Source organism: Vulcanibacillus modesticaldus (assembly GCF_001730235.1).
In the GTDB taxonomy this organism is placed as follows: domain Bacteria; phylum Bacillota; class Bacilli; order Tepidibacillales; family Tepidibacillaceae; genus Vulcanibacillus; species Vulcanibacillus modesticaldus.
The window spans coordinates 1-1,227 of the sequence record NZ_MIJF01000077.1 but is presented as its reverse complement, the minus strand read 5'-3'; the positions used below and the strand labels follow the sequence as shown (position 1 = coordinate 1,227).

Below are 1,227 nucleotides of genomic sequence, written 5' to 3'. Positions count from 1 at the left end.
TTAATTTCTCTTGGAATCGGTGATGATTATAAAAACGTATGTACCTTTTAACGGCATTTTTTACTTCTTCAGTTGTGCGAAAAGAGTATAGATGAAAACACTCTGCCTTAAAGTGGCTGAAGAAATTCTCCATGCTGGCATTATCTAAACAATTTCCTTTTCTGGACATACTTGCTTTTATATTGTATCTTTTAAGTAGTTGGTTGTATTGACGGGATGTATACTGGAATCCTTGATCACTGTGTAGGAGGACTCCGTTTACATTCCGTTTTTTTCGTTTCTTGATGGCCTTTTTAACTGTATCCATTACCAGTTGAAGATCATTTCTTAAACTTACTTGATAAGCCACAATTTCATTGTTGTAAAGGTCTTTAATAGCTGATAAATAGAGCCTTTTCTTATTAAAAATTAAATAGGTGATATCTGTTACCCATTTTTCATTCGGTTTTGTGGCATGAAAATCCCTGTTTAGATGGTTATTTGAGATGACGTAAGGCTCTTTCTTCCCATAATACGGCCTTTTTTTGCGAATAACCGCACAGATTCCCATCTCCTTCATCAGTCTTTGTACTCGTTTATGGTTAACTTTTAAGTTATACCTACGCTTAAGCCAACCCTTTATTCTTCTATATCCGTAAATTCCTTTTACTTTCTGATGACATTCTAAAATCTTATTTTTTAGCTTTTCGTCCTCCAATTGCTTTTGAGAAGGATTCTTTTGTCGCTTCACCCATCTGTAGTATCCACTAGAGGATACACTTGCTATCTCACACAATTGTTTGATGGAAACATTCTTCCCTACCATTTCATGAATAACGGCGAACCTTTCCTGTTTTGGTACGTCTTCCATTCCCCCTTTCACATGTTTAAGAACTTTTTTAACATCTCTACCTCTGCTTCAAGACGTTTAATCTTCTCTTCTGGATTTTCTGGACGAATACGAGGTCGTCCTTTTCCGCGGCCTTTGGCTTTTCCACGTTTTTCTTCAAGTCCCTTCATTCCTTCGTTTTCATAATGATGAACCCATCGACGAACCATAGAATGATCAATACCCAACTTTTTAGCCACAGTTTTGTATCCCATTCCTTCATTCTTATACATATCCACTGCTTTCTTTTTGAATGCTACATCATATGTGTTTCGAATTTTACCCATAGAAAAATCCCCTCCATAATAGACAGACTAATGGTTTTTCTTTTTTCTGTCTACTATAAGGGGATCATATCA

At 36.0% G+C, this 1,227-nt stretch carries 2 protein-coding genes; both read right to left on the bottom strand.

What is annotated here, in order from left to right; genetic code table 11:
* On the bottom strand, positions 1–850 hold an 850-nt coding region (locus BHF71_RS10185), incomplete at its 3' end, for an IS3 family transposase (RefSeq protein ID WP_069657528.1).
* Positions 851–858: 8 nt separating this feature from the next.
* Positions 859–1,155 (bottom strand): transposase, encoded by a 297-nt coding sequence (locus BHF71_RS10180; protein WP_069657527.1) that lies wholly within the window; start codon positions 1,153–1,155, stop codon positions 859–861.
* Positions 1,156–1,227 lie beyond the last annotated feature (72 nt).